The organism is Streptomyces sp. NPDC051940 (genome assembly GCF_040680895.1).
GTDB lineage: Bacteria > Actinomycetota > Actinomycetes > Streptomycetales > Streptomycetaceae > Streptomyces.
Window position 1 is genome coordinate 25403 of record NZ_JBFAXR010000065.1, and the last position, 22319, is coordinate 47721.

The 22319-nt window shown below is 72.0% G+C and carries 15 protein-coding genes and 1 pseudogene; 11 read left to right on the forward strand and 5 right to left on the reverse strand.

Annotation, left to right across the window (positions count from 1 at the left end):
• Nucleotides 1-41 precede the first annotated feature (41 nt).
• Nucleotides 42-848, forward strand: coding sequence for a carbonic anhydrase (locus AB0M28_RS23980; protein WP_365408461.1), 807 nt, complete (start codon nt 42-44; stop codon nt 846-848).
• A gap of 58 nt (nt 849-906) precedes the next feature.
• Here AB0M28_RS23980 and AB0M28_RS23985 read toward each other — a convergent pair whose 3' ends face one another.
• A complete protein-coding gene (locus AB0M28_RS23985) occupies nt 907-4662 on the reverse strand; it encodes a S8 family serine peptidase (RefSeq protein WP_365408464.1) in 3756 nt (1251 codons plus the stop codon).
• Nucleotides 4663-5055: 393 nt separating this feature from the next.
• On the opposite strand from AB0M28_RS23985, the gene AB0M28_RS23990 reads away from it, so the two are divergent.
• The gene (locus tag AB0M28_RS23990) at nt 5056-6147 is read left to right on the forward strand and encodes a pentapeptide repeat-containing protein (protein ID WP_365408466.1); all 1092 of its coding nucleotides are present in this window, start codon (nt 5056-5058) and stop codon (nt 6145-6147) included.
• Between the two features lie 69 nt (nt 6148-6216).
• On the opposite strand, the gene AB0M28_RS23995 is transcribed toward AB0M28_RS23990, so the two are convergent.
• Nucleotides 6217-7047 carry a PaaX family transcriptional regulator C-terminal domain-containing protein gene (locus AB0M28_RS23995; RefSeq protein ID WP_365408469.1) on the reverse strand — a complete coding sequence of 277 codons (831 nt, stop codon included), beginning with the start codon at nt 7045-7047 and terminating at the stop codon, nt 6217-6219.
• A gap of 4 nt (nt 7048-7051) precedes the next feature.
• Nucleotides 7052-8704: an AMP-binding protein gene (locus AB0M28_RS24000; RefSeq protein ID WP_365408472.1), complete on the reverse strand. Its 1653-nt coding sequence runs from the start codon at nt 8702-8704 to the stop codon at nt 7052-7054.
• A 155-nt stretch (nt 8705-8859) separates the two neighbouring features.
• Between AB0M28_RS24000 and AB0M28_RS24005 the strand changes: the two genes are divergently transcribed.
• Entirely contained in the window at nt 8860-9987 is a 1128-nt protein-coding gene (locus AB0M28_RS24005; protein ID WP_365408474.1) for an acyl-CoA dehydrogenase family protein, read from the forward strand.
• Here AB0M28_RS24005 and AB0M28_RS24010 read toward each other — a convergent pair.
• Nucleotides 9978-10925, reverse strand: coding sequence for a hypothetical protein (locus AB0M28_RS24010; protein WP_365408477.1), 948 nt, complete (start codon nt 10923-10925; stop codon nt 9978-9980). The genes AB0M28_RS24005 and AB0M28_RS24010 overlap by 10 nt on opposite strands.
• A 152-nt stretch (nt 10926-11077) precedes the next feature.
• Between AB0M28_RS24010 and AB0M28_RS24015 the strand changes: the two genes are divergently transcribed.
• Entirely contained in the window at nt 11078-12289 is a 1212-nt protein-coding gene (locus AB0M28_RS24015) for an RNA-guided endonuclease TnpB family protein (protein WP_365408480.1), read from the forward strand.
• 18 nt (nt 12290-12307) lie between these two features.
• Here AB0M28_RS24015 and AB0M28_RS24020 read toward each other — a convergent pair whose 3' ends face one another.
• Nucleotides 12308-12823 (reverse strand): SigE family RNA polymerase sigma factor, encoded by a 516-nt coding sequence (locus AB0M28_RS24020; protein WP_365408483.1) that lies wholly within the window; start codon nt 12821-12823, stop codon nt 12308-12310.
• 66 nt (nt 12824-12889) lie between these two features.
• Between AB0M28_RS24020 and AB0M28_RS24025 the strand changes: the two genes are divergently transcribed.
• The 7 genes and pseudogenes from AB0M28_RS24025 (at nt 12890) to AB0M28_RS24055 (ending at nt 22274) form a co-directional block, all read left to right on the forward strand.
• Nucleotides 12890-13318 (forward strand): RidA family protein, encoded by a 429-nt coding sequence (locus AB0M28_RS24025; protein WP_365408486.1) that lies wholly within the window; start codon nt 12890-12892, stop codon nt 13316-13318.
• Between the two features lie 106 nt (nt 13319-13424).
• Complete coding sequence (locus AB0M28_RS24030; protein ID WP_365408489.1) at nt 13425-14573, forward strand: DUF2332 domain-containing protein; 1149 nt, start codon at nt 13425-13427, stop codon at nt 14571-14573.
• A 112-nt stretch (nt 14574-14685) separates the two neighbouring features.
• Nucleotides 14686-14940, forward strand: a pseudogene (locus AB0M28_RS24035) (hypothetical protein); the annotation flags it as partial.
• A 499-nt stretch (nt 14941-15439) separates the two neighbouring features.
• Nucleotides 15440-18154 (forward strand): aconitate hydratase AcnA, encoded by a 2715-nt coding sequence (gene acnA, locus AB0M28_RS24040; RefSeq protein WP_365408492.1) that lies wholly within the window; start codon nt 15440-15442, stop codon nt 18152-18154.
• Between the two features lie 760 nt (nt 18155-18914).
• Nucleotides 18915-20321 carry an N-acetylglucosamine/diacetylchitobiose ABC transporter substrate-binding protein gene (gene ngcE, locus AB0M28_RS24045; RefSeq protein WP_365408495.1) on the forward strand — a complete coding sequence of 469 codons (1407 nt, stop codon included), beginning with the start codon at nt 18915-18917 and terminating at the stop codon, nt 20319-20321.
• A 7-nt stretch (nt 20322-20328) separates the two neighbouring features.
• The gene (locus tag AB0M28_RS24050) at nt 20329-21387 is read left to right on the forward strand and encodes a sugar ABC transporter permease (RefSeq protein WP_365408498.1); all 1059 of its coding nucleotides are present in this window, start codon (nt 20329-20331) and stop codon (nt 21385-21387) included.
• A complete protein-coding gene (locus AB0M28_RS24055) occupies nt 21384-22274 on the forward strand; it encodes a carbohydrate ABC transporter permease (protein WP_365408501.1) in 891 nt (296 codons plus the stop codon). The genes AB0M28_RS24050 and AB0M28_RS24055 overlap by 4 nt, the downstream gene beginning before the upstream one ends.
• Nucleotides 22275-22319: the final 45 nt, after the last annotated feature.

Below are 22319 nucleotides of genomic sequence, written 5' to 3' on the forward strand. Positions count from 1 at the left end.
GCTCCGGTCTGATGAACGGTCCGGCTCCCTACGCTGAGGAAATGGCGACTCGTCGACACATCCTCGGTACCGCGCTGACGTTGACCGGTCTCTCCGCCCTCCCCGCCATCCCGCGCGCCGCGACCGGCTCCACGGGACCGGTCGCCCCGGACCCCGCACCCCCGAACCCGCGGCCGGACCCCCGCCCCGCCCACGCCGTCGCACCGCGCCGCCCTCCGCTCGCCGACTCCGCCCGGCTGCGCGCCGCGGCCGCCCTCGACGCCCTGCTGGAGGGCAACCGCCGCTTCGTGGCCGGCAGTCCCCGCCATCCGCACGAGAGCGCCGGCCGCCGCGCGGCCGTCGCCGGCCACCAGCACCCCTCGGTGTGCCTGCTGGGCTGCGTCGACTCCCGGGTGCCGCCGGAGCTGGTCTTCGACCAGGGCCTGGGCGATCTGTTCACCGTCCGCACGGCGGGCGCCGTCCCCGACGACGCGGTGCTGGCCAGCATCGAGTACGGCGTGGCGGAGCTGGGCATCCCGCTCGTCGTGGTGCTCGGCCACGAACGCTGCGGCGCGGTCCGGGCCGCCGTCGACAGCCTGCGCACCGGCCGCCGCCCGCGGGGCCACCTCGGCGAACTCACGGCCCGCATCACGGGACCCGCCCGCGCGGTCCGTGACCGCCCCGGCGACTGGGTGGACAACACGGTCACCGCCAACACCCTGTACGTCCGCCGCCTCGTCCGCTCCGACCCGGGCATCGCCCCGCTGGCCGCGGCGGGCAGGGTCACGGTGGTGGCGGCGCGCTTCGACCTGGACACGGGTCAGGTGCGGCTGCTGTCACCGCCACCGGGGAGCACGGCCCCGGGATGACGTAAGGGCCGCTGGAGCGAGGCTCCGGCGGCCCTTACGTCCGTTACCCGCGCGGGCGTCAGCTCAGCCGGTACGCATGGTCGATGACCTGCAGCGTGCTGTTGCCGTCCGCGTCCGTCGCCCGCACCCGCAGCGAGACGTAGCCGTCCGTCCGCGCCAGCTCGGGATGTTCCGCCGACACCTTGTACGAGCCGGCCTGACCGCCGCCGACCTTGGCGTTCTGCCAGGTCGCCCCGTTGTCGTACGACAGCTCCACGGCCAGCGAGGCCACCGGAGCGTCCGCCGTGTACTCGGCGGGACGCACGGCGCTCACCTCGAAGGTGAACGTGCCGCCCGCCGGGGCCCGGTTGGCCAGGTCAACCGGCAGGTCGTAACCGAGCAGCAGCACCGGCAGCACCTCGCACGCCCCCGTGCCGCAGCCCGGTACGGCCGCACCCGTCGGCCTGGCCGACGCGAAGGACCACTCCGTGTGGACCGTCGGCGCCAGCCCGTCCGCCGGGTACTGCGGGCGGCGCTTGGTGTCCAGCACCACCCGGTACGCGGCGGGCGCGTCCACCAGCAGCGAGCTGAGGCCCGTGACCCGCTGCCCGTCGCGGTAGTACGACCAGGTCGGCTGCGGGCCGACGGTGCCGTAGTGCTCCGGATCCGAGTCGCCCTGCAGCGGCGCGGTGAAGCGCAGGCCCGTCGTCGTGCGGCAGTACGCGCACGCCGTCGTCTGAGCGACGGACGGATGGCTGGGCGCCGCGTACCAGCTGGTGCGGTGCACCGAGTCGGCCTTCACCGCCCGCGTCGGCCCGTTCATGTAGTCGGCGACGCCCGACACCTGCTGCACCCACTGCTGGTAGCGCACGCCGGGCGCGGCCCACACGTAGTCGGTGCGCTCCACCGGCGCGCCCAGGGTCTGCTGGCTGCGCACCGACCGGTTGTCGTCCAGCGTGTCCCAGCTGTACCGGGTCTCGGTGCCGGGCCTGGCCACCTCCGAGTGGAACGCCGCCTTCTCCACGGCGAACTCCGCGCGCCCCGCCCGCAGGGCCGGATCGGCCGGGATCCCCACCGTGCCCTTGTGGCCCTGATAGGTGTACGTGCTCTCCAGCGTGCCCGTCAGTCGCACCCGCACCGGCTCGGTGGAGGTGCGCGCCAGCTCCCGCAGCCGCTGCCCCTGGGCATGGTCCACGGCCATCACCGGCAGCTTCGTGTCCGACGGCGCCGACACCGCCAGCGTGCCCGCCGTGGCCGGCACCAGCATCACCGCCGCGGCGCCGTGCGCCATGGCCGCGCGGATCTCGGTGGGCGCGAACGTGGGGGAGTCGACCTCGATCAACGCGAGCTTCCCGGCGACGTCCGCCGCCGTCAGCTCCTCCTCGCTGCCACGGCCTGCGTCCACCGGCTGCAGGTCCCGCCGGCCCGCGAACCGCGCGGACTGCTGCGGCACCAGCACGCGCAGCGGCTCCGCGGCGTCCTCCGGGCGGTTCACCGCCGCCTGGACCAGCGGCTCCCGGTCGGTCTCCCAGTACGTCAGATTCAGCGACCCGAACGGCACGTCGCCGCTGGGGATCGCGCCGAAGCGCTGGTCCGAGGTGTTGAGCAGCCCCGCGAGGCCGATCACTGCCGGCTCCTCGACGCCCGGCATCCGCCGACGCAGCGAGATGAACATGGAGGAGCGCTCCAGCGGGCGGGTCTCGTCCGGGACCTCGATCTCGAAGTCCTTCGCCTGCCGCGCGTCCACGGTCAGTTCACGGTCCTCCTTGCGCAGGTCGATCGAGGGCAGCGCGAACAGGTCCGTGGCCTCGTCCGGCGTGCCGCCGGTGACGACCTCGCCGACGATGCTGTACCGGCCGACGGGCAGCCGGTAGCGGGCGGTGCCGCGGCCCAGGAGGGTGAGCCCCTGCACGATCGTGCCGTCCTCGCTCTGCAGCGTCATCCGCACCGATTCCGGGGCGTTGCCGTGCCGGTCCTTCAGCGTGAGCGCGACCTCGTGCCGGGGCGGTTCGTTGTACGCCGCGAACACCGTGTGCACGGCGGTGCCGTCCGCCGCGGTGGCCGTCAGCGTCCCGCCCTGCTCGCCGGAGCCGAGGGCGTTCGGGTCGTACGTCAGGGTGGCCTGCGCGCTGCCGCCCGCCGGGACGGTTACGGTGGCGGGGGAGACGGTCACACCGCCGCTCGCCGGGCCCTGCGCCGTCAGCGCCAGCGTGGCGTCCGCGCCGCCGTCGTTGCGGTAGGTCACCGTCCGGGTGACGGACGGACGGGTTCCCTCCTGCCAGCGGATCTCACCGAAGTCGGCCTTGCCGGACGCGGTGATCACACGGTCCACCGAGGCGGCCACGTCGACGCGGCCGGCACCCTGCTGGTACGGCGTGTCCCCGTCGACCCACACCGACGTGCTCATCAGGGCGTCCTTCAGCCGCTGCCCCGTCCACCCCGGGTGCCGCTGCGCCAGGATCGCCGCCGCGCCCGCGACGTGCGGGGTGGCCATGGAGGTGCCGCTGGCGGAGGTGTACGAGGCGCTGACGGGCGTGCCCATCGCCGTACCGGCCGCACGGGCCGCGACGATGTCCACGCCGGGGGCGGCGATCTCCGGCTTCAGGGCGAAGTCGCCCGCGCGCGGGCCGCGGCTGGAGAAGTAGGCCAGCTCGTCGGTCTTGCTGTACGCCGCCACGGCCAGCGCGGCGTCGGCGGCGCCCGGCGAACCGATGGTGGAGGTGGCGGGGCCGCTGTTGCCGGCGGCGATGACGAACAGGGCGCCGGTCTCGGCGCTCAGCTCGTTCACGGCCTGGCTCATCGGGTCGAGGCCGTCGCCGCCGGGCGAGCCCAGGCTGAGGCTGACGACCTTCGCCCCGTTCTCGACGGCCCACTGCATGCCGCCGATCACCGAGGAGGCGCTGCCCTGGCCGGCGTCGTTGAGCACCTTGCCGACCATCAGGTCGGCCTGCGGGGCAACTCCCTTGTAGCGCCCGCCGGACGCGGCGCCGGAGCCCGCGATCGTCGACGCGACGTGGGTGCCGTGCCCGTGGCCGTCCTTCGCGCTCTCGACGCCGGGAACGAAGGAGCGGGTGGCGACCACGCGGGCCGCGACGTCGGGGTGGGTCAGGTCGATGCCCGTGTCGAGCACGGCGACCTTGACGCCCTTGCCGTCGTAGCCCTCGTCCCACGCCTCGGGCGCGCCGATGTGCGGCACGCTGACGTCGAGGCTCGCGGTGACCTTGGCGTCCAGCCAGACCTTCCGCACCTCGTGCGAGGCGGCGACGGCCTGCGTGAAGGCGCGGCCCTCGCCCTTGTCGACGCGCGCCGCGCCCGCCCCGATGGCGTCCAGCACGGCGCCGCGCCGCGTGCCGGGCAGCGCGTCGGTACGGCCGGCGATGCGGGTGCGGCCGGGGGCGTCGCGGTAGTCGACGATGACCGGCAGCGACGAGGTGCGGGCGTCGTCGTAGCCGTCCGCGACGAGCTGCGTGACGTCGAACAGCTCCGGGTCCAACGTGCCGTCGGCGATGAGGGGTTCCGCGTCGCGCGGTACGACGTTCAGGTGGCCGTCCGCGTCGGTGCGCGTGCTGAAGACGGTACGCGCGTCGAGCGCGTCGACGGCTGTCGCTTCACGCCCGGAGGCGTCCGTCGTGGTGGTGACGGTGTCGCCGGTGATGAGGGTGACGGTGTGCGTCTCGGTCTCGGCGGAGGCGGGCGCGGTCGCGGCCGGTGCGGCCGCGGGGTCGTCCGCGGCGGCGACCGTCGGTACGGCGAGGCCGCCCGCCGCGACGGCCATGACCGCCGCCAGCGCGGCGGCGGCGCGTCCGCGCCGGTGAGGTGGGTGCGGGGGTCGCACGGAGGTGTGCTCCTTCTACTCGCGCCGTGCGCGGGTCCGTTCACGTCGAGGGGCCGCGAGCAGGGCAGGGTGACCGGCGGCCCGGGTGGCCGTCGGCGGGGGAGAACATCAAACGCGGGGAGTGTAGGGGTGGTTGTACGGGCCACGGGTGGCGCAATGACGACGCTTCGTAAACCCGCCAGGGCGCACGGACATGCCAAGTCGGTCGGGAGCGCCGCCTGTGGGGGGTCCGCCTGGCGCGGCACGGGGCGTGCCTGAGCTGCCGGTGGGGCCGTGCGCGGCTCGCCGGCGGGAATCCTCCCCGCCTCCCGCGCCGGACCGTGGCCCGCCGCCTCCCCCGCCGGACATCACCCCGCCTGCCGGCCCGCGCCCGCCATGCGATGGGATGGCCGCATGGGAGTACGCCGTTGGAGTCCGGCCCGGATCCGGGCAGTTGCCGGTGCGGCGGCGGCCGGGGCCGCCGTCCTCGGCGCCGTGCTGCTGCTCCTCGGCCCCGTCTCCTGGCTGCTGGCGGGCGACACCGTGCGCGGACTGCGCGGCAAGGAGCAGGCGGACGCGCTCAACGCCGTGCGGCAGACCGTACTGGCCGCGGTCGGCGGTACGTCGGTGCTGCTCGGCGCGGCGTACACCGCCCGTACGTACCGGCTGTCCCGGCGCGGCCAGGTCACCGACCGCTACAGCACGGCGATCGGCCAACTGGCCTCCGACAAACGCGAGGAGCGCCTCGGCGCGGTCTACGGACTGGAGCACGTGCTGGCGGAGTCACCCCAGGACCACGCCACGGTGGTGGGCGTGCTCTCGGCCTTCGTACGCGAGAACGCCCGCCGCCCCGGCGACCCGCCGGGACCGGGGGAGCCGTGGCCGGACTCGCCGCTCCCGCCGTGGGGCACGGAGCCGCCCGCCGACGTCCGCGCCGCGGTGGAGGTCCTCGCCCGGCGCCCCGCCCGCGAGGAGGCCCGGCGCCTCGACCTGCGCCGTACGGAGCTGGCCGGCCTGATGCTGCGCAAGGCCGACTTCCACCACCCGCCCCGCCTGGCCGGCACCTTCCTGACCTGGTCCGACCTCCGCCGCGCGGACCTGCGGGGGGCCGATCTGACGGACGCGATCCTGACGGGCGCCGATCTGCGCCACGCGCTGCTGGCCGGGACCGACTTCACGGACGCGCTGCTCGCGCGGGCGGACCTGCGCGACGCCCACCTGATGGGCGCGGTCCTGCGGGGCGCGGACCTCACGGGAGCGGTGCTCACCGGCGCGGACCTCGCCGAAGCGGACCTGCGCGACGCCGCCCTCACCGGCGCCGACCTCACCGGCGCCGACCTCACTGGCGCCAGCCTTTCGGGCGCCGACTTCACCGGCGCCAGCCTTTCCGGCGCCGACCTCTCCGGCGCCGACCTCCAGGAGGCGACCGGCCTCACATCCGTCCAGGTGGCCCAGGCGCGGACCGACGCCGCCACCCGTCCCCCCGGCGGCCTCGGCGCTCGCTGAGCGCCGTCGCCGTAGCCCGGTGCCGATCCGCGCCGCCCGGCTCCCACGGGGCCTGAGACGCAGCGGGTCTCACCCCACCTGGTCCGCCACGAACCGCTCCCCGGCCTCCCGCAGCCGCCCGTGGAGGTCGCCGAAGACCTCCGCGGCCCGCACGCCCGGCCAGTCCTCCGGCAGCAGCGCCTCCGGCAGGCCCGGGTCCGCGTACGGCAGCTGGCGCCAGGCGTCCACCGCCAGCAGATAGTCGCGGTACGCCTCCTCGGGCGAGGGCGCCGAAGCCGCCGAGGTCGCGGACGCCCACCGCCTCAGCACCGGTTCCTGGCCCGCCAGGAACCGCCGGTGCATCGCCGCGATCGCCGCCAGGTCCCACCACCGCGCCACCGCGGCGGACGTCGCCGTGAAGCCCTCGTGCGTACCGCGGAAGAGTTCGACGTACGACGTGAGGCCCAGCCGCACCAGCGTGTGCCGGGTCTCGTCGTACACGTGCGAGGGGGCGATCCACACGCCGGGCGACGCCTGGCCGAAGCCGAGGCGGGCGAGGCGCGAGCGCAGCAGATGGCGCTTGCCGCGCTCCTGCTCGGGCACGGAGAACACCGCCAGCAGCCACTCCCCGTCGTCCTTGAGCAGCGGCCGCTCGTAGATCCGCCGGTCGCCGTCCTCCAGGGTGATGCGGGCCGAGTCCGACAGGGAGTAACGCGCCCCGCTGCCCGTCCGGTCCGCGATCAGGAAGCCGCGCCGTTTCAGCCGCGACACCGCCGAGCGGACCGCGGGCGCGTCGACGCCGACGGCGCCGAGCAGCCGGATGAGCGCCGAGACCGGGAGCTGTCCGTCGCCGTCGAGGCCGCGCCCGTACGCCCCGTAGAAGGTGACGATGAGGGACCGGGGGGTGCGCTGTTCTGCCACTCGATCACTCTATCGATCCGGCCCCGCCCGGCGCGGTTTCCGCACGCCGTTGTTCCTGCTCGCGCAGTACGAACCGCTGCAGCTTGCCGGTCGGCGTGCGCGGCAGGGCGTCCGTGAAGACGATCTCCCGGGGGCACTTGTACGGCGTGATCTCGGCCCGTACGAACGCGAAGAGGTCCGCGGCGCACAGCTCGCCCTCCGCGGCCGTCGTCACCACGTACGCGACGGCCACCTGCCCCCGCTCCTCGTCCGGCCGGCCCACCACGGCCGCCTCGGCGACCCCGGGGTGGCGCAGGAGGGCGTCCTCGACCTCGGGGCCGGCGATGTTGTAGCCGGCCGAGATGATCATGTCGTCGGCGCGGGCGACATAGCGGAAGTAGCCGTCGGGCTCGCGGACATAGGTGTCCCCGGTGACGTTCCAGCCGCCCCGGACGTACTCGAGCTGCCGCTCGTCGGAGAGGTAGCGGCACCCGGTCGGCCCGCGTACGGCCAGCAGCCCCGGTTCGCCGTCGGGCAGGGGGACCAGGTCGGGGCCCAGGACGCACGCCTCGTAACCCGGGATGGGGAGGCCCGTCGTACCGGGGCGGATCGCGTCGTCGGCGGCGGAGATGAAGATGTGCAGCATCTCCGTCGCCCCGATGCCGTTGATGATCCGCAGCCCCGTCGCCTCGTGCCAGGCCCGCCAGGTCGCCTCGGGGAGGTTCTCGCCGGCCGACACGCAGCGGCGCAGGGAGCCCACGTCGTACCCGTCGAGCTTGCCGAGCATCGCCCGGTACGCCGTGGGCGCCGTGAACAGCACCGTCACCCCGTGCTCGGCGATCGCCGGGAGCATCCGGTCCGGCCCGCCCTGCTCCAGCAGCAGCGCCGAGGCGCCCACCCGCAGCGGGAAGACCAGCACGCCGCCGAGGCCGAAGGTGAAGCCGAGCGGCGGGCTGCCCGCGAAGACGTCGTCGGGGGTGGGCCGCAGGACGTGCGCCGAGAAGGTGTCGGCGATGGCGAGGACGTCCCGGTGGAAGTGCATGCAGCCCTTGGGGCGGCCCGTGGTGCCCGAGGTGAAGGCGATCAGCGCCACGTCGTCGGCGGAGGTGTCCACGGCCGTGAAGTACTCCGGCTTCCCGGCGGCGAGCCGCAGCAGATCGTCCGGCGCCTCGCCCCCGAACGCCGTCACCGCCAGCCCCTCGATCTCCGCCTTCGCCAGCTCGTCCACCGAGCGCACGTCGCACAGCGCGTGCGTCACCCGGGCGATCTCGCAGATCGTGCGCAGCTCGTGGGCCCGCTGCTGGGCCAGCACGGTGACGGCGACGGCGCCCGCCTTCATCACCGCCAGCCAGCACGCCGCCAGCCACAGGGTGGTCGGGCCGCGCAGCAGCACCCGGTTGCCGGGGACGACGCCGAGGTCCGTGGTGAGGGTGTGGGCGATGCGGTCGACGTGCTCCTGGAGCCGCCCGTACGACCAGACCTCGCCGCTGCCGTCGCGCAGCGCGGGCCGGCCGGCGCCGAAGCGCTCCACGGTGCGGTCCAGCAGCTCCGCACCGCAGTTGAGCCGGTCGGGGTAGCGCAGCTCGGGCAGGGCGAACAGCAGCTCCGGCCACTGCTCGCGCGGCGGGAGGTGGTCGCGGGCGAACGAGTCGGCATGCGCCGACGGCTTCAGCTGCATGGCGGTTTCGCCTCCTGGGAGTGCGCCTGCAGAGGTGATGCGAGCGTAGCGTTCACGTGACGGTAGTCAACAGGGCGCGATAGCGTTCGATTGTCGACGGCGGGGGAGCGGTGAGCGGTGAGCGCGTCACCCGCAGCGAGCGAAGGAGGCCCGGGATGCCCGATGCGTACGAGCTGAGCCCCGAGGAAGAGCGGTGGTGTGCGGACGTCCGCGCGCTGGCCGCCGGCCGGCTGCGCCCCCTGGCGGAGGCGGGCACCCCGGGCGAGGCGAACCGGCCCCTCGTCGCGGAACTCGGCGAACAGGGCCTGCTGGAGCGGGTGTTCCCCGTCGACGGCCCCGCCGTCCGCGCCTTCGACCTGTGCCTGCTGCGGGAGTCGCTGGCACGCGTGTCCACCGAGGCGGAGACGGCGCTGGCCCTGCAGGGCCTGGGCGCGTGCCCCGTCGCCCAGGCCGGTACGAAGGAACAGCAGGCGCGCTGGCTGCCGGAGGTGCGCGCCGGGCGCGCGGTCGCCGCGTTCGCGCTGAGCGAGCCGGACGCGGGGTCGGACGCCGCCGCCCTGGCCCTCACGGCCGCCGAGGCGCCCGACGGCTGGCGCCTCACCGGCACCAAGACCTGGATCTCCAACGCCCCGGCCGCCGACTTCTACACCGTCTTCGCCCGTACGACCGAAGGCGCCGGCTCGCGCGGCGTCACCGCGTTCCTCGTCCCCGCGGACCGCCCCGGGCTCACGGGGGAGCCGCTCGCCATGCTCTCCCCGCACCCCATCGGCACCCTGCGCTTCGAGGGCGTCCCCGTGGGCCCGGACGACGTGCTGGGCGAGACCGACCGCGGCTTCGCCGTCGCGATGAGCACGCTGAACCTCTTCCGGCCGTCCGTCGGCGCCTTCGCCGTCGGCATGGCGCAGGCGGCGCTGGACGCGTCGCTGACATGGGCGCAGGAGCGCGAGGCGTTCGGCGGCCGGCTGCGCGACCTGCAGTCCGTCGGGCACACCCTGGCCGAGATGGCGACGCGGCTGGAGGCGTCGCGGCTGCTGGTGTACGCCGCGGCCTGCGCGTACGACCGCGGCGCCCCCGACGTCGCCAAACGGTCCGCGATGGCGAAGCTGTTCGCCACGGAGACCGCCCAGTGGGTCGTGGACGCCGCCGTACAGCTGCACGGGGCGCGGGCGCTCCAGCAGGGCCATCCGCTGGAGCACCTGTACCGCGAGGTGCGGGCGCCGCGGATCTACGAGGGGGCGACGGAGGTGCAGCGGGGGATCATCGCCCGGGAGCTCTACCGGTGAGCGTCCTCCGGCGTGGCCTCCGTCCCGTTGGGGGTGACCGGCCCCTCCCAGTCCGTCAGCTTCTCGGCCGCCGCCAGCTCCGCCCGGGTGAGCCAGGGCTGCCAGCGGGGGCTGACGGCGATCTCGTACAGCTGGGCCAGACCCAGCGGCGGCTTCAGGGACACGACCGGGCCGTCCTCGACGTCGCGTCCGTTGGAGGTGCCGAGCGCGATCCGGGTGCCGTCGGCGCGCAGGACGTCCACATGCCGCTCCAGGAGGAGTCCGTGCCGCTCCTCGTAGGCGATCAGGACGGAGCCGTCGGGCAGGTTGTCGGTGCCGCACTTGGTCAGTTTGTCCTGGCTGCCCCGGTACGCGCAGCTGTAGAACTCCTCCAGCGTGCTCGGGTCGGAGTTCTTCGCGCCCTCGCTCCCGGGGTCCGGCCAGTCCTGCCCGAAGCCCTCCTGCACGTTGACCTGCACCTCGGAACCGGCGAAGCCCGACTCGACCTTGACGCTGCCGAAGGTCATCACCGGCACGTCCGGCTGGTCCACGGTGTTCTGCCCCTCCTGACCGGAGACGTCCTTGCCGTCCGGCAGCAGGTCCGTCAGCAGCCCCACCGTGGCGCGGCCCGTCAGGGCGACCTTCTCCGCCTGCGGCGCGGGGGTGTCCCGGCCCGCGAAGTCCGGCACGGTGACGAGGCCGCCGCCCGGGGACGCGCCCGGCAGGGTGTACGTGTCGGTGCCGCCCGGGACGATCGTCGGCAGCGCCGCGCCGAACACGGACAGCGCCGCCACGGCGGCCACCGGGGTCACCACGGCGCCGCCCGCCAGGGCCCAGCGGCGCCGGCACAGCAGGCGCCCGCGGCGCTCCGCACCGGCCACCAGCGCCCGGGTGTCGGGCCGTACGCCGCCCACCGCGTCGTCGAAGACCTGCGCCAGGTCCTGCTCATCCACGTTCATCGGATACCTCCCAGGAGACCCCGGCCTCCAGGCCGGGGAGGAATCGGATCCCTGCGGAGCAGGACAGGATGCGGGATTTCGCCCTCTGGGCGAAAAGCCGTGCTCTGACCCGCAGGCTTGATACTCACTTGTTGTCGCACTAGTTTGTGAGCGTGACCGTGAACCAGGTGAAGCGGGCGTTCAAGTACCGCTTCTATCCGACCGATGCGCAGGCAGCCGAGCTGGCGCGCACGTTCGGCTGCGTCCGCAAGGTCTACAACCTGGCGCTCGCCGCCCGCACCGAGGCGTTCACCCGTCAGGAACGGGTGAACTACAACCAGACCTCGGCGATGCTGACGGCGTGGAAGAAGACCGAGGAACTGGCGTTCCTGAACGACGTGTCCTCGGTCCCCCTCCAGCAATGCCTGAGGCATCTCCAGCTGGCGTTCACCCACTTCTTCGGCAAGCGGGCCAAGTACCCGCGCTTCAAGTCGAAGAAGAAGTCCCGCAGGTCCGCCGAGTACACCACCTCGGCGTTCCGTTTCCGGGACGGGAAGCTGACCTTGGCGAAGATGGCTCAGCCGCTGGACATCGTGTGGTCCCGTCCGCTCCCGACGGGCGCGACACCGTCGACGGTGACCGTTTCCCAGGACGCGGCCGGACGCTGGTTCGTATCGCTGCTGTGCGACGACCCGAGCATCACGCCACTCCCGGCCGCGGACACGGCCGTGGGCATCGACCTGGGCCTGGACCATCTGCTGACCCTCTCGACCGGGGAGAAGATCGCCAATCCCCGGCCCGAACGCCGCGACCGCGCCCGGCTCGCCCTGGCTCAGCGCCGTCTGGCGAAGAAGGCCAAGGGCGACGGCGCCAACAGGTCCAAGGCCCGTCGGAAGGCCGCCAGGATCCACGCCCGGATCGCCGACCGTCGCCGTGACCACCTGCACAAGCTGACCACTCGTCTCGTGCGTGAGAACCAAACGCTCGTGATCGAGGACCTGACCGTCCGCAACATGGTCAAGAACCGGAGACTGGCCCGCGCCATCTCGGATGCGGCGTGGTCGGAGTTCCGGAGCATGCTGGAATACAAGGCCGCCTGGTACGGGCGCGAAGTGATCGCCGTGGACCGGTGGTTCCCCTCGTCCAAACTGTGCTCCGCCTGCGGCACCCTGCAGGACAGGATGCCGCTGAACGTCCGTACCTGGACGTGTGACTGCGGGACGACCCACGACCGGGACGTGAACGCGGCGCAGAACCTGCTGGCCGCCGGACTGGCGGTGACAGCCTGTGGAGCTGGTGTAAGACCCCAACGGCGCACGCCGGGCGGGCAGTCGGCAACGAAGCAGGAAGCTTCCCGGCGCGAGCCGAGAAGCCCTCGCCTCTAGGCGGGGGAGTGTCACGTCTCAGCTTCCCGTCGTCGTTGATGAGAGGGATTCGCGGTCGTTGCCGAGCAGTTCGCGCAGCTTCGCGAGCGCGGTGCCGGTCCGGTTGCGGACCGTTCCCGGGCGCAGCCCCAGGTCCGCGGCGGTCTGCTCCACGCTGCGGTCCTCCCAGAACCGCAGCACCAGCACCGCCCGGTCCTTCGGCGGCAGCCCCGCCAGCGCCTGCAGCAGCGCCACCCGCAGCGCGGGGTCGCCGGTGGCGGCCGCCGCGTCGGGCACCGCCGCCACGGGCTGCTCGCCGCTCTGCCGGCGGCGCCGGGCGGAGATGTGCGTGCGTACGAGCACCGTGCGCACGTACGCGTCCCGGTTGTCCGCCCCGCGCACCCGCACCCACGAGGCGTACACCTTCGCCAGCGACGTCTGCACCAGGTCCTCCGCCTGGTGCCAGTCGCCGCCGGTCAGCAGCAGCGCGGTGCGGAACAGCCGCGGGCCGCGCAGCGTCGCGTACTCCTCGAAGTCCTCGTGCCGTCCGCCCACGCGCCCATCTCCCCTGCCGTCGCCGTCCTGTCCTGCTCACCCCTAGGACGCTCCGGCCCTAGGTTTATGTCATCGCACCGAAGGAGCGCCCCACCCGTGACCGTGCACCGCATCAACCCGCTGTCGCTCGCCAGACCCTCCGGGTTCAGCCACGCCGTCACCGCCACCGGCGGCACGCTGGTCTTCCTCGCCGGCCAGACGGCGCTGGACGCCCACGGCGCGATCGTCGGCGACACCCTCCCCGCCCAGTTCGAACAGGCCCTGCGCAACCTCCTCACCGCGCTCGCCGCGGCGGACGGCGACCCCTCGCAGCTCACCCGCGTCACGATCTACGCCAAGGACCCGGAGGACTACCGCGCCAACGCCGCCGAACTGGGCCGCATCTGGCGCCGCCGCGCGGGCGACACGTACCCGGCGATGGCCCTGATCGGTGTCACCCGGCTGTGGGACGAGGAGGCACTGGTGGAGCTGGACGGGATCGCGGTGCTGCCGTAGCCGGTTCGTACGGGGTGGTTCTCCGCCGGGCGCCGTACCTGGCGCTCTTCCGCGCGAGCCCCACCCCCGCTGGCCAGGCAGACCCCCGGCAGGCCATGATCCCGTCATGAGCCCGACGTCTGAAACCGCAGGTCCGAAGCCCGAAACCGGATATCCCGACCCGCGCGCCGCCGCCCCCGCCCGTCTGGAGCGCGCCGCCACCATGTTCGACTGGCAGGCCGACGCCTGCGCGCAGCTCGGTTCGCCCATGTACGGCGACGTGCTGCACCGCGCCGCCGACGACATCCGCGAGGGCGGCCCGTGTGCCACGGCCGTCGAGGGGTACGAGGACGCACCCGGCCCCGACGCCATCGCGCTGCGGCTGGCCGGCGGCGTGCACGCGCTGGTGCTCACGGGGCGGGCCCCGGCCCTCGCGGCGTACTACCCGAGCGCGGGCGGCAGCTGGACGCCGGCGGACGCGGTCGCGTGCTGGGAGGCCTTCCGGTCCGCGGTCGCCGCCGAACTGCCCTGGATCCGCGACTGGATGACCCGGCCCCCGCAGACCAACGAGGTCGGCCGCTCGAACGCCCTCCTCACCGGCCTGCTGTACGCCACCGCCGCCCACCCCCTCCCCATCCGCCTGCTGGAGCTGGGCTCCAGCGCCGGCCTCAACCTCCGCGCGGACGCGTTCCGCTACACGTCGGCGGGCTTCGCCTGGGGTCCGGAGAACTCCCCGGTGGTGCTGGCGGACGCCTGGCAGGGCCCGCCCCCGCGCTGGCTGGCGGACGCCGCGACCGCGCACCCGTCCCTGCGCGTGGTGGAACGCCGCGGCTGCGACGTGACGCCGATCGACCCCCGCTCCGACGCCGGCGCCCTCGCCCTGCGCGCCTACGTCTGGCCGGACCAGACCGCCCGCCACGAGCGCCTGCGCGGCGCCCTCGCCCTGGCCGGGCGGATACCGGCGCAGGTGCAGCGCCGCGGGGCGGCGGACTTCCTGGCGGAGGTGGCCCCGCAGCCCGGCACGCTGACCGTCGTCTGGCACTCCGTGATGCGCCAGTACGTACCGAAGGACGAATGGGCCGCCGTGGAACGCGAGCTGGAGCGCCTCGCAACGGCGTCGACCCCGGACGCGCCCTTCGCGTACGTCTCCCTCGAACCCCGCCGCGTGGGTACCGGCCGCCCGTTCGTGGTGGCGGCCCGCCTCGGCACCGCTCCCGAACGCTTCCTGGCGAAGGCGGCCCCGCACGGCCTGCCGGCAGAGGAGTGGCGGACGTGACCGAGGGGTTCTGCCCGGGACCGCGCGGCGCCTGACGGGCCGGCCCTTCCGCGCGGAGGCTGAATCGCTTCTCCCACACCCGTTCGAGCGGTGCCCCAGGGCTTTCGCCGGACCGGCCTTCACGCGCGAACTCGACCAGGCTGCAGACCACGCCCGTCAGGCATCCGATCCGGCACCTCTGAGACGCTTCGTCGCCCAGTGGGCGGTCTCTGTGCACATCCAGCGGCAGCCCGACCCCGCCAGGCGCCTGCGCCACTGGGAGGACGCCGCCGAGGCCGGTGACGTCGAGCAGGCGCGGCAGGCCGCCGCTGAGATCGGCAGAATGCTGGACGAGGCACACGCCACGCCGGGTCTTCCGCTCCGGTGACCGAGGCCGGCGCTGGGAGTACGACCCGGACCACGCCGGCGTCGCGGGCGGGCTGCCGGCCCATGTGGTGGCAGAGGTGGAACGCCTGGTCGCCCAGCTGGTGTTCCTGGCCGCCACCGGAGTCGACGTCTCCGACATGGGCAACGGCCCCCGATCGGGCGGGCTGCGGCGTACGGACGCCGCGGGCGGCCGGCAGGCCGGCCGACGGCTCCTGCCACCGCCCTGCGGGCCGCATCCGGTGACCGGCCCGCCACCGCCTGCCGCCCGCGTGTGCTCGGTGCGGGATCGCGTCCCGCCCACCGCAGCCCGACGCCTGCTGCATCCGACCGGAGGGTGGACGAGACCCCGCCCCGGCCATGCAGTAGTGTTTATCTCGACATCGAGATATCTGCCGAAGAGCGCGCTCCGCGGTCGCCCCGGCCCTCCTTTTCGAGGACAGTGGGCATGACGGCAGGATTGCGGTGGTACGCGCAAAGAAGAGGATCTGAAGGAGACTGTCGTGTCGGCGAACAGCTTCGACGCCCGCAGCACGCTGCAGGTGGGTGACGAGTCGTACGAGATCTTCCGGCTGGACAAGGTGGAGGGCTCCGCCCGCCTCCCGTACAGCCTGAAGGTGCTGCTGGAGAACCTGCTCCGGACGGAGGACGGCGCGAACATCACCGCCGACCACATCCGGGCCCTGGGCGGCTGGGACTCCCAGGCGCAGCCCAGCCAGGAGATCCAGTTCACGCCCGCCCGCGTGATCATGCAGGACTTCACGGGCGTGCCCTGTGTCGTCGACCTCGCCACGATGCGCGAGGCCGTGAAGGAGCTCGGCGGCGACCCGGCGAAGATCAACCCGCTCGCCCCCGCCGAGATGGTCATCGACCACTCCGTGATCGCCGACCGGTTCGGCACCCCGGACGCCTTCCAGCAGAACGTGGAGCTGGAGTACGGCCGCAACAAGGAGCGCTACCAGTTCCTGCGCTGGGGCCAGACCGCCTTCGACGAGTTCAAGGTCGTCCCCCCGGGCACCGGCATCGTCCACCAGGTGAACATCGAGCACCTGGCCCGCACGGTCATGGTCCGGAACGGCCAGGCGTACCCCGACACCCTCGTCGGCACCGACTCGCACACCACCATGGTCAACGGCCTCGGCGTCCTCGGCTGGGGCGTCGGCGGCATCGAGGCCGAGGCCGCGATGCTCGGCCAGCCGGTCTCCATGCTGATCCCGCGCGTCGTCGGCTTCAAGCTCACCGGCGAGCTGCCCACCGGCACCACCGCCACCGACCTGGTGCTGACGATCACCGAGATGCTGCGCAAGCACGGCGTCGTCGGCAAGTTCGTCGAGTTCTACGGCGAGGGCGTCGCCGCCACCTCCCTGGCGAACCGCGCCACCATCGGCAACATGTCGCCGGAGTTCGGCTCCACCGCCGCGATCTTCCCGATCGACGACGAGACGCTGAAGTACCTGCGCCTGACCGGCCGCGACGACCAGCAGATCGCCCTGGTCGAGGCGTACGCCAAGGAGCAGGGCCTGTGGCTGGACCCGGCCGCCGAGCCGGACTTCTCCGAGAAGCTCGAGCTGGACCTGGCCACGGTCGTCCCGTCCATCGCCGGCCCCAAGCGCCCGCAGGACCGCATCGTGCTGGCGAACGCCGCCGAGCAGTTCAAGAGCGACGTGCGCAACTACGTCGACGACGACGACGAGGCCGGCAAGGAGTCCTTCCCGGCCTCCGACGCCCCGGCCGCCACCAACGGCGTGCCGACCCGTCCGACGCTCGTCACGGCCCCCGACGGCTCGACGTACGAGATCGACCACGGCGCCGTCACGGTCGCCGCGATCACCTCCTGCACCAACACCTCGAACCCCTACGTCATGGTCGCCGCGGCGCTCGTGGCGAAGAAGGCCGTCGAGAAGGGCCTGACCCGCAAGCCCTGGGTCAAGACCACCCTGGCCCCCGGGTCCAAGGTCGTCATGGACTACTACGACCGGGCCGGCCTCACGCCGTACCTGGACAAGATGGGCTTCAACCTGGTCGGCTACGGCTGCACCACCTGCATCGGCAACTCCGGCCCGCTGCCGGAGGAGGTCTCCAAGGCCGTCAACGAGCACGACCTGGCGGTCACCTCGGTGCTGTCCGGCAACCGCAACTTCGAGGGCCGGATCAACCCCGACGTCAAGATGAACTACCTGGCCTCCCCGCCGCTGGTCGTCGCGTACGCCATCGCGGGCTCCATGAAGGTGGACATCACCCGCGACGCGCTCGGCATCGACAAGGAGGGCAACCCGGTCCACCTGGCCGACATCTGGCCGTCCGAGCAGGAGGTCGAGCAGGTCGTCGCCTCGGCGATCGGCGAGGAGATGTTCGCCAAGTCGTACGAGGACGTCTTCGCCGGTGACGCCCAGTGGCAGGCGCTGCAGGTGCCGACGGGCAACACCTTCGACTGGGACCCGACCTCCACCTACGTGCGCAAGCCCCCGTACTTCGAGGGCATGGCGATGGAGCCGTCGCCGGTGTCGGACATCTCCGGCGCCCGCGTGCTGGCGAAGCTGGGCGACTCGGTCACCACCGACCACATCTCCCCGGCCGGTGCGATCAAGGCCGACACCCCGGCCGGCAAGTACCTCACGGAGCACGGCGTCGAGCGCCGCGACTTCAACAGCTACGGCTCGCGCCGCGGCAACCACGAGGTCATGATCCGCGGCACCTTCGCGAACATCCGCCTCCGCAACCAGATCGCTCCGGGCACGGAGGGCGGCTTCACCCGCGACTTCACAGTCGACGGCGCGCCGGTCTCGTACATCTACGACGCCTCGCGGAACTACATCGACGCGGGCATCCCGCTGGTCGTCCTGGCCGGCAAGGAGTACGGCTCCGGCTCGTCCCGCGACTGGGCGGCCAAGGGCACGGCGCTGCTGGGCGTCAAGGCCGTCATCGCCGAGTCGTACGAGCGCATCCACCGCTCGAACCTGATCGGCATGGGCGTCCTGCCGCTGCAGTACCCGGAGGGTGCCACGGCGGAGTCGCTGGGCCTCACCGGCGAGGAGACCTTCTCCTTCACCGGCGTCGAGGAGCTGAACGACGGCACGACGCCGCGGACGGTGAAGGTCACGACCGACACCGGTGTCTCCTTCGACGCGGTGGTCCGGATCGACACCCCCGGCGAGGCGGACTACTACCGCAACGGCGGCATCATGCAGTACGTGCTGCGGTCGCTGATCCGCAAGTAGGCAGCCGCGGCCGCACGAGAGCGGCACCCCGCCGGACCGCAGTCCGGCAGGCCCTGGGCCGTCCCCTTCGGGGGGCGGCCCTCGCTGCGTTTCGGGGGAGATTGCCCCGTTCCGGCCCGGGAGAGACCGCGTCGGCGATAGCGGCACATGTCGGTTCAGGCCCGGAGTTGACCGGGGCTCCGGGAGGCGCGGAACCGCTCCCAGGGATCCCGCCGGGTTTCCGCCAGGTCTCAACTCGGGAAAGACTGACGACCAAACTTGCATTCGATCTTGCCCCCTTGGCGGCGAGTGGACTATACCTATCGCGTCCGACGGCGCACGGAGCGCCGGACGACCCGGGGGGAAGAACTGGCCGAGCGGCCGACGCGATCCCCCGGTGAGTCACCAGCACGGTTCAGCACCAAGCTGATCGCGGTGAGGCCTGTGGAGAGTGAGGACTTGAGCATGGGATCCACCCTCGACGTAGGCCTTCGCGATCTGATCAGGAGCACGACTGTCGCCCGGGGCACCACCCCGGCGGCGGGATGGGTGCCGTATCGCCGGTCACGGCGGCATGCATCGCTCAGCTGATCATCACCGGTGCCGCTCAGCGGCTCCGAAACGACGGCGAAACGCCCCGATGTACGTCTCCGCCGACATCCCACGCGGAGACACAAAGACGCACTCACAAGAAGTGCGGCAAGCGCATCGCCTACCTGGCCTGACAGCCAGACACGCAGCGAAACCCATGAAGATCCAATCGATCAGTGAGGATGCAGAGATGACCACTCGTACCGGCTCTCTTGATAGGCGGATGTTCCTGCGGGGGGCGATCGCCACGGCAGCCATGGCATCGATGGCGGCCGCGTGCAGCTCTCCGTCCTCCGACGACAAGGACAAGAGCACCCCGAAGGGCAAGACCTCGGACAAGAACCCGTTCGGTGTCGCGGAGAACTCCAAGGTCGAGGCGGCCATCTTCGACGGCGGCTACGGCGTCGACTACGTCACGTTCGCCGGCACGGTCCTCCCGAAGCAGATCAAGGGTGTCAAGGTCGACGTCAAGCCGGTCGTCGACATCGCCCCGGAGCTGCAGCCCCGGTTCGTCGGCGGCAACCCGCCGGACCTCATCGACAACTCCGGTGAGGACCAGATCGGCTTCCTCGGCATTCTCGACCAGCTCGAGACCCTGGACGACGTCCTCGAGGCCAACAGCTACGAGGGCAAGAAGATCGCCGACACGATCTACGCGGGCGTCAAGGAGCCCGGGACGTACAACGGCAAGTTCGTCGCGCTGAACTACGTGATGACCGTGTACGGCGTCTGGTACTCGAAGACGCTGTTCGAGGCCAACGGCTGGACCGCGCCGAAGACCTGGGACGAGGCGTACGAGCTCGGCAAGAAGGCCAAGGCGAAGGGCAAGTACCTCTTCGTCCACGGCAAGGAGGCCGCGACCTACTACCAGACGCTGCTCGTCGACTCCGCGATCAAGGAGGGTGGCGACGAGGTTCGCATCGCCCTCGAGAAGCTGGACAAGAAGGCCTGGTCGCACCCGGCCATCCAGGGTGTCCTCACGGTCCTCGAGAAGATGGTCAAGGAGGGCATGTTCGTCCCCGGCGGCTCCGGCACCCAGTTCCAGAAGGCGCAGGCGGCCTGGAGCAACGACCAGAAGGCCCTGCTCTACCCGACCGGTGGCTGGATCGAGAACGAGATGAAGGACGCCACCAAGGCGGACTTCCAGATGACCGGTTTCCCGGGCATGACGCTCACCGCCAGCCCGAAGCTTCCCTGGGAGTCGATCCACGCCGCCGCGGGCGAGCCGTTCATCGTTCCCAGCCAGGCCAAGAACGCGGCCGGCGGCAAGGAGGTCCTGCGGGCGATGCTGTCCCTGGAGGCGGCCTCCAACTTCTCCAAGACGAAGCTGGCCCCGACGATCGTCAAGGACACCGTGCCCGCGGACGGTTACGGATCCTCGGCGCTGGTCTCGCAGTCGGAGATGCTCGCCGGCGCGGGCGAGAACATCTTCAACTGGAAGTTCGTCGGCGCCTACGGCATCAACACCGACATGCTGGTGCCGTGGAACTCGTTCCTCGCCGGTGACATGGACGCCAAGGGCCTGACCTCTGCGCTGCAGAAGATCTGCGACAAGATCGCGGACGACGACTCCATCGAGAAGTTCGAGGTCAGCTAGTACCACCATGGGCGACACGATCACCACCCCGAAAGCCGCGAGCCGCCGGTCCACGCCGGCCGCTCGTGGCGGGCGTCCCCGACGCCGCAAGCTCACCTTCGACCGGGTGACGTTCTTCCTCGCGTTCCTCGGTATACCGCTGACGGTCTTCGTCCTCTTCGTCCTGTACCCGTTCGTCCAGGCGATCTACTGGGCGATGACCGACTGGAGCGGCTACAGCTCGGACTACAACTTCGTCGGGCTGGACAACTTCACCAAGATGTTCGAGGACGACGTCTTCCTGAAGGCGTTGCGCAACGTCGCGCTGCTCGCGGCCTTCGTGCCGCTGGTCACGCTGTCGCTGTCTCTGGGGGTGGCTGTCGCCATCACCCTGGGCGGGCCCAGCAAGGGGCCCGTCCGGGGGATCGGGGGGGCGTCGTTCTACCGGGTCATCTCGTTCTTCCCCTACGTCGTACCGGCGATCATCGTCGGTCTGATCTGGGCGCAGATGTTCGACCCGAACGCCGGCCTGATCAACGGCTTCCTCACCAGTCTGGGGCTTGACGGCTTCGACGCGTTCGCCTGGCTGGGCGAGGAGTCGACCGCGATGCCGGCCCTGATGTTCGTCTTCGTCTGGGGACTCGTCGGGTTCTACGCGGTGCTCTTCATCGCCGCGATCAAGGGTGTTCCCGCCGAGCTGTACGAGGCGGCCAGGATCGACGGAGCCGGCCGGTTCCGGATGACGATCTCGGTCACCCTGCCGTCGATCCGGGACAGTGTGCAGACGGCGTACATCTATCTGGGCATCGCCGCGCTGGACGCGTTCGTCTTCGTACAGGCGCTGCTGCCGAACGGCGGGCCGAACAACTCGACGCTCACGATCAGCCAGCATCTGTTCACGACTGCCTTCCGCAAGGGGCAGTTCGGATACGCCACCGCGATGGGTGTCGTCCTCGCCGTCGTCACCCTGGTGTTCGCGGCGCTGGTGTTCACCGTCAACCGCCTGACCGGTGGTGGCGAGGAAAAGAGTAGTGCGCGTGGGTTCTTCAAGGGTCGGCGTGCTGGAGCCAAGGGAGGTGCCCTGTGAGCGCCACAGCCGCCGACCGGAGCCTGGCAGCCGACCGGAAGCTGGTGCGGACCTCCGCAAGCAGTGACCGCCGGTTCGCGGCGATCTCGCACACCCTGCTCACCCTCTGGGCCGTGGTCGTGATCGTGCCCATGCTGTGGGTGCTGATGTCGTCGTTCAAGTCGACCGGTGAGATCCTCTCGTCGCCGTTCTCGCTCCCGGATCACTGGAGGTTCGAGAACTACTCGAACGCCTGGTCCGACGCGAACATCGGGAAGTACTTCCTGAACTCGGCGATCGTCGTCGTCTCCGCGCTGTTCCTGGTCATGCTGCTGGGCGCCATGTGCGCCTACATCCTGGCCAGGTTCCAGTTCCCGGGGCGCCGGCTGATCTACTACACGATGCTGGCCGGACTGACCTTCCCGGTCTTCCTGGCCATCGTCCCGCTGTTCTTCCAGCTGCAGAACTTCGGGTTGCTCAACACGCGTCCGGGACTGATCCTCACCTACGTCGCGTTCGCGCTGCCGTTCACGATGTTCTTCCTCTATTCGTTCTTCCGGTCACTGCCGCATGACGTCTACGAGGCCGCACTGATCGACGGCGCGGGTGACTGGCGGGCGTTCTTCCAGGTGATGCTGCCGATGGCCAGTCCGGGCATGGCCGCGGTGGCGATCTTCAACTTCCTGGGGCTGTGGAACCAGTTCCTGCTGCCGGTGGCACTCAACACCAACCAGGACAACTGGGTCCTGACCCAGGGGATGGCTGCCTACGCGGCCTCGCAGGTCTACGACATCGACTACGGTGCGCTGTTCGCGGCGATCGTGATCACGGTCGTGCCTGTACTGGTCGTGTACGCCATCTTCCAGCGCCGGATCTCCGGTTCGGTGTCGCAGGGCACCTTCCGCTGACGGCTGCCGCCTGACCGCCCGCCGGGGCCAACGTTCGTTGGCTCC

Excerpts from the sequence above, each read along its gene's own strand:
- AB0M28_RS23980 (WP_365408461.1), top strand. The coding sequence starts at position 42 with ATGGCGACTCGTCGACACATCCTCGGTACCGCGCTGACGTTGACCGGT.
- AB0M28_RS23990 (WP_365408466.1), top strand. The coding sequence starts at position 5,056 with ATGGGAGTACGCCGTTGGAGTCCGGCCCGGATCCGGGCAGTTGCCGGT.
- AB0M28_RS24000 (WP_365408472.1), bottom strand. The coding sequence starts at position 8,704 with ATGCAGCTGAAGCCGTCGGCGCATGCCGACTCGTTCGCCCGCGACCAC.
- AB0M28_RS24005 (WP_365408474.1), top strand. The coding sequence starts at position 8,860 with ATGCCCGATGCGTACGAGCTGAGCCCCGAGGAAGAGCGGTGGTGTGCG.
- AB0M28_RS24010 (WP_365408477.1), bottom strand. The coding sequence starts at position 10,925 with ATGAACGTGGATGAGCAGGACCTGGCGCAGGTCTTCGACGACGCGGTG.
- AB0M28_RS24025 (WP_365408486.1), top strand. The coding sequence starts at position 12,890 with ATGTCATCGCACCGAAGGAGCGCCCCACCCGTGACCGTGCACCGCATC.
- AB0M28_RS24030 (WP_365408489.1), top strand. The coding sequence starts at position 13,425 with ATGAGCCCGACGTCTGAAACCGCAGGTCCGAAGCCCGAAACCGGATAT.
- ngcE (WP_365408495.1), top strand. The coding sequence starts at position 18,915 with ATGACCACTCGTACCGGCTCTCTTGATAGGCGGATGTTCCTGCGGGGG.
- AB0M28_RS24050 (WP_365408498.1), top strand. The coding sequence starts at position 20,329 with ATGGGCGACACGATCACCACCCCGAAAGCCGCGAGCCGCCGGTCCACG.